Origin of the sequence: Pseudoalteromonas sp. T1lg24, from assembly GCF_002964745.1 — a bacterium.
Taxonomy (GTDB): Bacteria; Pseudomonadota; Gammaproteobacteria; order Enterobacterales; family Alteromonadaceae; genus Pseudoalteromonas; species Pseudoalteromonas spongiae.
Genome location: NZ_PQCB01000033.1, coordinates 1623244 through 1629243, shown reverse-complemented (window position 1 = coordinate 1629243; position 6000 = coordinate 1623244). Strand labels below are relative to the sequence as shown.

General features: G+C 38.8%; 7 protein-coding genes. All 7 read right to left on the bottom strand.

The annotated features are described in order from the left end of the window. Positions 1-103 precede the first annotated feature (103 nt). The 7 genes from C2M30_RS19465 to C2M30_RS19435 all read right to left on the bottom strand — a co-directional run bounded on the left by C2M30_RS19465 (position 104) and on the right by C2M30_RS19435 (position 5906). Entirely contained in the window at positions 104-1303 is a 1200-nt protein-coding gene (locus tag C2M30_RS19465) for a serine hydrolase domain-containing protein (RefSeq protein WP_158683594.1), read from the bottom strand. A gap of 48 nt (positions 1304-1351) precedes the next feature. Next, positions 1352-2176: an alpha/beta fold hydrolase gene (locus C2M30_RS19460; RefSeq protein WP_158683593.1), complete on the bottom strand. Its 825-nt coding sequence runs from the start codon at positions 2174-2176 to the stop codon at positions 1352-1354. 109 nt (positions 2177-2285) lie between these two features. Next, positions 2286-2546 (bottom strand): hypothetical protein, encoded by a 261-nt coding sequence (locus C2M30_RS19455; RefSeq protein WP_105172956.1) that lies wholly within the window; start codon positions 2544-2546, stop codon positions 2286-2288. 342 nt (positions 2547-2888) lie between these two features. Beyond that, positions 2889-3491: a response regulator transcription factor gene (locus C2M30_RS19450; RefSeq protein WP_105172955.1), complete on the bottom strand. Its 603-nt coding sequence runs from the start codon at positions 3489-3491 to the stop codon at positions 2889-2891. After that, a complete protein-coding gene (locus C2M30_RS19445) occupies positions 3488-4567 on the bottom strand; it encodes a sensor histidine kinase (RefSeq protein ID WP_105172954.1) in 1080 nt (359 codons plus the stop codon). Before C2M30_RS19445 ends, C2M30_RS19450 begins: the two co-directional genes overlap by 4 nt. Next, positions 4560-5144 (bottom strand): DUF7010 family protein, encoded by a 585-nt coding sequence (locus C2M30_RS19440; RefSeq protein ID WP_105172953.1) that lies wholly within the window; start codon positions 5142-5144, stop codon positions 4560-4562. Before C2M30_RS19440 ends, C2M30_RS19445 begins: the two co-directional genes overlap by 8 nt. Positions 5145-5201: 57 nt before the next feature. Next, on the bottom strand, positions 5202-5906 hold the full coding sequence (locus C2M30_RS19435; protein WP_105172952.1) for a tetratricopeptide repeat protein: 705 nt from the start codon (positions 5904-5906) through the stop codon (positions 5202-5204). Between the last annotated feature and the right edge of the window lie 94 nt (positions 5907-6000).

The window sequence follows — 6000 nt, the reverse complement described above, 5'->3', positions numbered from 1 at the left end:
GTGGCTTGAAAGGAAAAACGCCTTATGAGATTCTAGTTTCGAAGATGAGAGCCTAGTTATGGTTTGTCAGCCGAGGTTTCGAGACCCACAATTAAAGCATATGTTATGTGCCCGTAGTAACATTTAAAAAGGAGTCTAACACCTCAAAAGTAAAGTTTTGAAATGCTTCTTCACATTTGTCGTTTACACCACAATTCGCAAAAGCAGTAATACTGACATCTCCCTCTGGGATGTAAATATTTTGCGTAAAATAGCCAATTTCAGTACCTCCATGATGGTAGAATTTTCTACCATTAATTTCTTCAACCCAAATACCAAGCCCATAATAGAAATCTGATGCACGATAAAAACGTGGCCCCCACGATTCAATTAAGTGCTCTTCGCCAATCATTTGCGTTCTCACATTTTCACTTACCACGTTGTTTTTGCGTACGATGGCCCTTAGAAGTTTCGCCATATCATTAACATTTGATGCTAAAGGAGCGTCAGATGTGGCAGTTGTCCCAATAATATCTTTTGTATCAACCCACACATTCAACGGGGTTGGGAAAAAAGGATCTTCATCATTGATAAAAAAGCCTGAAGCAAGCTCTGGATGATGTTTTTCAACCCCTTTAGAGTAACTAGAAGTCATTTCTAATGGTTCTAGAATCCTCTTTCTGATTGCCTTTGATGGATGCTCTTTTAAAACACGCTCTAAAATGACTCCAGCAAGTGCATACCCAGTATTCGAATAAGAATATCCTTTACCTGGCGCAAAGTCTGCAGGTTGGTTTAACGCAAAGCTTAATGGAAACATGTCAGTTGTAACTTTATTTTTTTGAGCATATTGCGCTTTAAAAAACGCATACTCACTCGCATCATTATATTCAAAAATCCCACTTGTGTGATTTAATAAATGCCTTAAAGTCATTCTATTCGAATATTGGATTTTCCCGAGTAATTCTTTATCAAGGTATGTGCTTATCGGTGAATCAAGATCAACGATCCCTTCCTCTGCCAATAAAGCGATCAGCAACGCAGTTAATTTTTTCCCTGCACTACCGTTTGGCATCACAACATCTGTTGTCATTGGCTGCTTTTTTTCCAAGTCTTTAAATCCTGCGCTACCTATAAACCTGGCGTGTTTTGATTCAACCAAGAGCACTGCCCCGGGAATATGTTTTGATACAAGGTTATCTAGCAGTGGTTGGTATTTATTGCTGTAATCGATATCTTGACTCAGTAGTTTATTCGCAACGACTAAATCAGGCATCAACATTGAAACGATAAGTAGCACCGTTAATAAATATTTTTTAATCACAAGAATCATCCATGACCCAACTATTAAGAATCCGACTTCATTGTCTTGTTATAATCCATTAACCAAATCAACTGTTTGTTTAATAGCTATATTAACTAAACTAGGCGAATCAATAGGTATATTGTGACCAGTTGAATTTGAAACAATATGAATTGAATTAGGGTTATACCTTATTAATGAAGAGTGGAGCTCTCTCCATATTTCTTTCCCTTTCTCACTGTGGCCAACCCACCAATCGCTTTCTCCTAATTTACTGGAGGTGACAATAACAGTCGGTATTTTAGTAATAGATCCGTTATCTTTTAATTGCTCATTTTGATATATTTTTTGCAAAACTTTCCACTCTTGGCTTTGAGCCAAAAGTGAATTTAGCTTTTTATCATCTCTCTCCGCCCAAGCTTTATCTAACTGAATTAACTTTTTCGAAAATTGTTCGTGACTTGGATCTAGTAATACTAAACCTATCACTTGCTCCCGATAAGAAGTAGCATATTCGCGAACATGAATACCTCCAAATGAGTGCCCAACTAATATAATATTTTTATCAATATTTAATAGCTTTAGTAGAGCATATAAGCGCTTATTAGATTTCTGAACAGAAACATCAATAGTTGCTGTTGAGCTGCCATTGCCAGCACGTGAATAAATAATAACTCGATGTTTAAGCATTTTTAATTTAGTTAATAGTGGCTTCCAATAATTAACCCCCATCCCTACGCCTGACTCAATAATGATATTAATATCTCCAGTACCTATATCAATATATTCAAGCTGTACATTTTCAATCGTAGCAAAACTAACCTTAGACTCGGCAAGGACAGTAAAATGACTTAGTAACATACTTAAAAAAAAAACATATATGGAAGGCTTCAATGCTCTATCCTTGGCTTATAACGTCTTACTAATGGGCGCATAAATGCTTGGCTAAAATTAGCGACGAAGGAGCGCAAGCCAAGCGTTTTGCGTCCTTTTGAGTAACTTGTTAGTTGCTGTCGTTACCAAAATACTTTTGATAGATTACATAGCTGCCTTGCCAGAAAGAAAGAGCTGATAACAAAAATAGGAAAACCAACAACAACCAAAACATATTTGGGTCTGTTTGTTCAGTTAAAAAACGGTCACGAGCAGGAATATAAAGTGTCCCAGTAACAAGAGCAATTACGCCGATAATACTTACAACTATTGAGCCAATGAATTTCCACCAGATAGTAAAAGTGGTCTCATTTTCCTTAATTAAAAACACAATTTTCCTTAGGCAACTAACATGTTTATAGCGAGCGAATCGCGCGTTTTTCTACCACAGTGTTGCTCGTTTTTATGAATGACTCATTTGTAACAAACTTCATAACTATTTGCTAGTGCAATGAAAATTCAGCAGTGATGGCTTTTACCTCAGGACAAAACGAGCGATTAGGTCGTTTTCCTGACTATGCAAGCAATATACGTTGACGAAATAGAAAAGAAATTTTGAAAGACCGCTGTTCGCTTATAGTAAACCTTATCAACAGTACGATTTGAACGGACCAAAAATTTAAAAATGTCAGAATGGATATGAGCTACTAATAATATGTTTACAAAGGCTGGTTTATAACCAGCCTTTTTGCTTTGCAATACGCGCTGCATCCACACGATTTACCGCGTTTAATTTGCTAATAGCTTCTGACAGGTAATTACGAACAGTGCCTTCTGATAAAAATAACTTAGCGGCAATATCGTGGGTTTTAAGGCCTTCGCCTGCAAGTTTAAGTGCTTTACGCTCTTTATCGTTAAGTGGATCGGTATCTGATAGTGCGAGTAGGGCAAGTTCTGGATCAATCACCTTTTTACCTTGTTGCACCGATTTAATAGCATTAATGAGTTGCTCTGACGGGGCTTCTTTTAAGATAAAGGCATACACACCTGCGTTCATCGCGCGCTTTATGTAACCCGCTTTTGAGAAGGTCGTCATAATCATGGTTTTTAAATTAGCATTATTCTTTTGCAGTGATTCCGCTAATTCAATTCCCGTCATATTTGGCATTTCAATATCTGAAAGCACAATATCGACTGTGTTTTCATGTAAAAACGTGAGTGCTGCTTTGCCGTCTTGTGCTTGGCCAACAACATTAATAAACGGGTCTAAACCAACCAGCGCGCTAATTGCTTCTCTAACCATTTGCTGATCTTCAACCACAAGTACATTTATCATGCTAATTCCGTTTTAAAAGTCATGGCTAAACAAAAGCCATTTTTGTTACTGACAAGGAGTTCACCACCCAGTGCTTCAATACGCTGTTTTATACCGCTAAGGCCATTGCCGTTTGTAAATGTATGCACTTTGCCATTATCTGTTACCAAAATTTCGTTTTCGCGAATATCAATTGTTACTTTGTTGCCTTTGCTATGGCGCAAAATATTAGTGGTTGCTTCAGTTAGCACAAGTGATACGGTATTTTGTAAAGCTGGTGAGGCGTTTTGTAAGTTATTTTTGATGTTTACCTGAAAGCCGTTTTGCATTAGCTCGCCTTTTAGGTGGTTTAACTGTTCGTCTAATTTAAACTGCTTCATATTGGTAACGGCTTGGCGAATGTCGCTTAATAATTCACGACTAAGGGTTGCCACTTGCTGTATTTCGTTTTGTGCTAACGATACTTGGTCGTTCGAGATAAGCTTTTCAGCAAGCTCTGCTTTTAGCGCGATTGACGATAAGCTGTGACCTGCTAAATCATGTAAATCTCGGGCGATACGCTCGCGCTCTGCCACCATAGCTAATTGTTCTATTTGTTGCTGGCTTTGTTGTTCACTTAATCTATGTTGGCGTTCGCGGCGCTCAGCACGGCCCATAAAATATAAGCCAATACTGGTGATAAGGGCTGGCACTATGTAGTACAAATCCATCAGATTAAACAAATAGGCCGATAGCGCAATGCCAAGTAATACGCCTATTAACCCTTGTAACCCTTTATGTTGCCTAAAGTTAAAGCCACAAAAATAGCAGGCAAAGCCAAACAGTGCTTGTGTGCCCGGTGTAATATAAGCGCCGAAAGTAGCAAGGGCTACGATTGTTAATACGGGTACGAGTGCTTTTTCACCTTTCGCGTTTACCGCTTTTACGTAACAGACAAGAAATACGCAATACAACATAAACATTGCGATAAGTTTAAATAGCGCAAACCGTTCAAAACTAAAAATAAGTGGTAAAAAATAAAAGCTAGAAAAGGCAAGTGGCCCCCACACCCAATATGACTTTCCTTCTACCGCGAGGCTTTGTTTAAAATTATCCATTTAGACCTACGTTTAATGACGTTGAGTGTGTTTGCTTTAGTTGATTTTGCCAGCGTGAATACAGTTGGTAAATACTAAATAAATAGATGAGTACAATAGCAAAAGGCAGTACTACAAATCTATCTTCCGGAAATAAATACCATAAAATTACAAGGGATACTGTGCGTGTGACTGTATGAATAATACCGAGTGGGTGCTGCAACGTCCAAGAAAGCGGAAGCCACATTAACCCCGATATAATACCCACACTTAACGGTACGGTGGTGTGATCAAGTTGAGTCATTGGGATCACTAAGCCGTAACCCATCAAAGACATAAGAACTGTACTTAAAAACAAATTATCAAATGGGTTGCGCTCGGATTTTTTAACAAACAAGGCTTCATTCGTGAACTTGGCGACACCTAACGCGATGTAAAAAATCATTCCGGTACCAATAAATGTGATAAGCCCCATGTATTGGCTGTCGATAAAGGTACCTAAAATACCCAATACGGCCCATGTGAAACAGCCAGCGATTGGCATTGCGAGTAGTTTTTTCTGTTTAAATTCTTCACGGTACTGTTCTAGTGTTTTCATGATAGATCCTAAGTAGAGAGTGGGCAGCATGCTGCCCATTAGCTGTTTGTTGTGCGGTTAACCTTGATTATTGCTAATAAGCATTTGTGGCCAGGTGTAGTTTGGTGCGATGTCGAGTGATGCCTGCCAATCATCAAGCGCACTTTTTACATCGTTAAGCGCTAAGTGAGTAAGCCCACGCCAAACCAATGCTTCAGCCTGACCCCACTGATAACCCAGATTATCGTCATTTTGATAGTGGTTAATTGAAGTATTGAGTGACTTAAGCGCTTGTTGTTTACTACCACCAAAAATATTTGGTGTGTTGTAAGCGATAATGCCCTTAATTAAATGCACACGCGGGTTTGTTTCATCCGTTTCACTGGCGTTTGAAAGCGCGTTAGACGATTTAATGCCGTAGTACATACCTGTAATTGGCTTTATCGAAATGCGATAGCCGTACACTTGGGCAAGTAATGCGTTAACCTCTGTTTCATCTTCGCTTAGTTTTTCATCCGTTAAAATCATCTGTGCGCTATCGAGTAAGGTTATCGCTTTTTCTTGCTCGCCCATAATGTTATGTGCAATAGCTAAGCGGTAGTTAACGAGCGCTGCGTCATAGCCTTTGGCTGTGTTTGCGATTTGCGTAAGTTGAGCCACATTATTTTGCTGTGATGCCAATTCAATCTGATCAATAGTCGTTTGATCAGCGCTTGCATAGTTAGCTGTAAACGTTGCAGTAACAATAAGTAACGCGTAGATGTTTTTCGTAATTAGATACATAGTAATTTCCTTTATATGATTAATGACTGACCGTTTTTCGGCGCAGTTATAGTGTTATACAAAAAGAGCTTGGTGGTTAGAGACGTTTGTCAGC

Bases quoted from the DNA above. Each gene is read 5' to 3' on its own strand.
- C2M30_RS19450 (WP_105172955.1), bottom strand. From the start codon at position 3,491: ATGATAAATGTACTTGTGGTTGAAGATCAGCAAATGGTTAGAGAAGCA.
- C2M30_RS19445 (WP_105172954.1), bottom strand. From the start codon at position 4,567: ATGGATAATTTTAAACAAAGCCTCGCGGTAGAAGGAAAGTCATATTGG.
- C2M30_RS19435 (WP_105172952.1), bottom strand. From the start codon at position 5,906: ATGTATCTAATTACGAAAAACATCTACGCGTTACTTATTGTTACTGCA.
- C2M30_RS19440 (WP_105172953.1), bottom strand. From the start codon at position 5,144: ATGAAAACACTAGAACAGTACCGTGAAGAATTTAAACAGAAAAAACTA.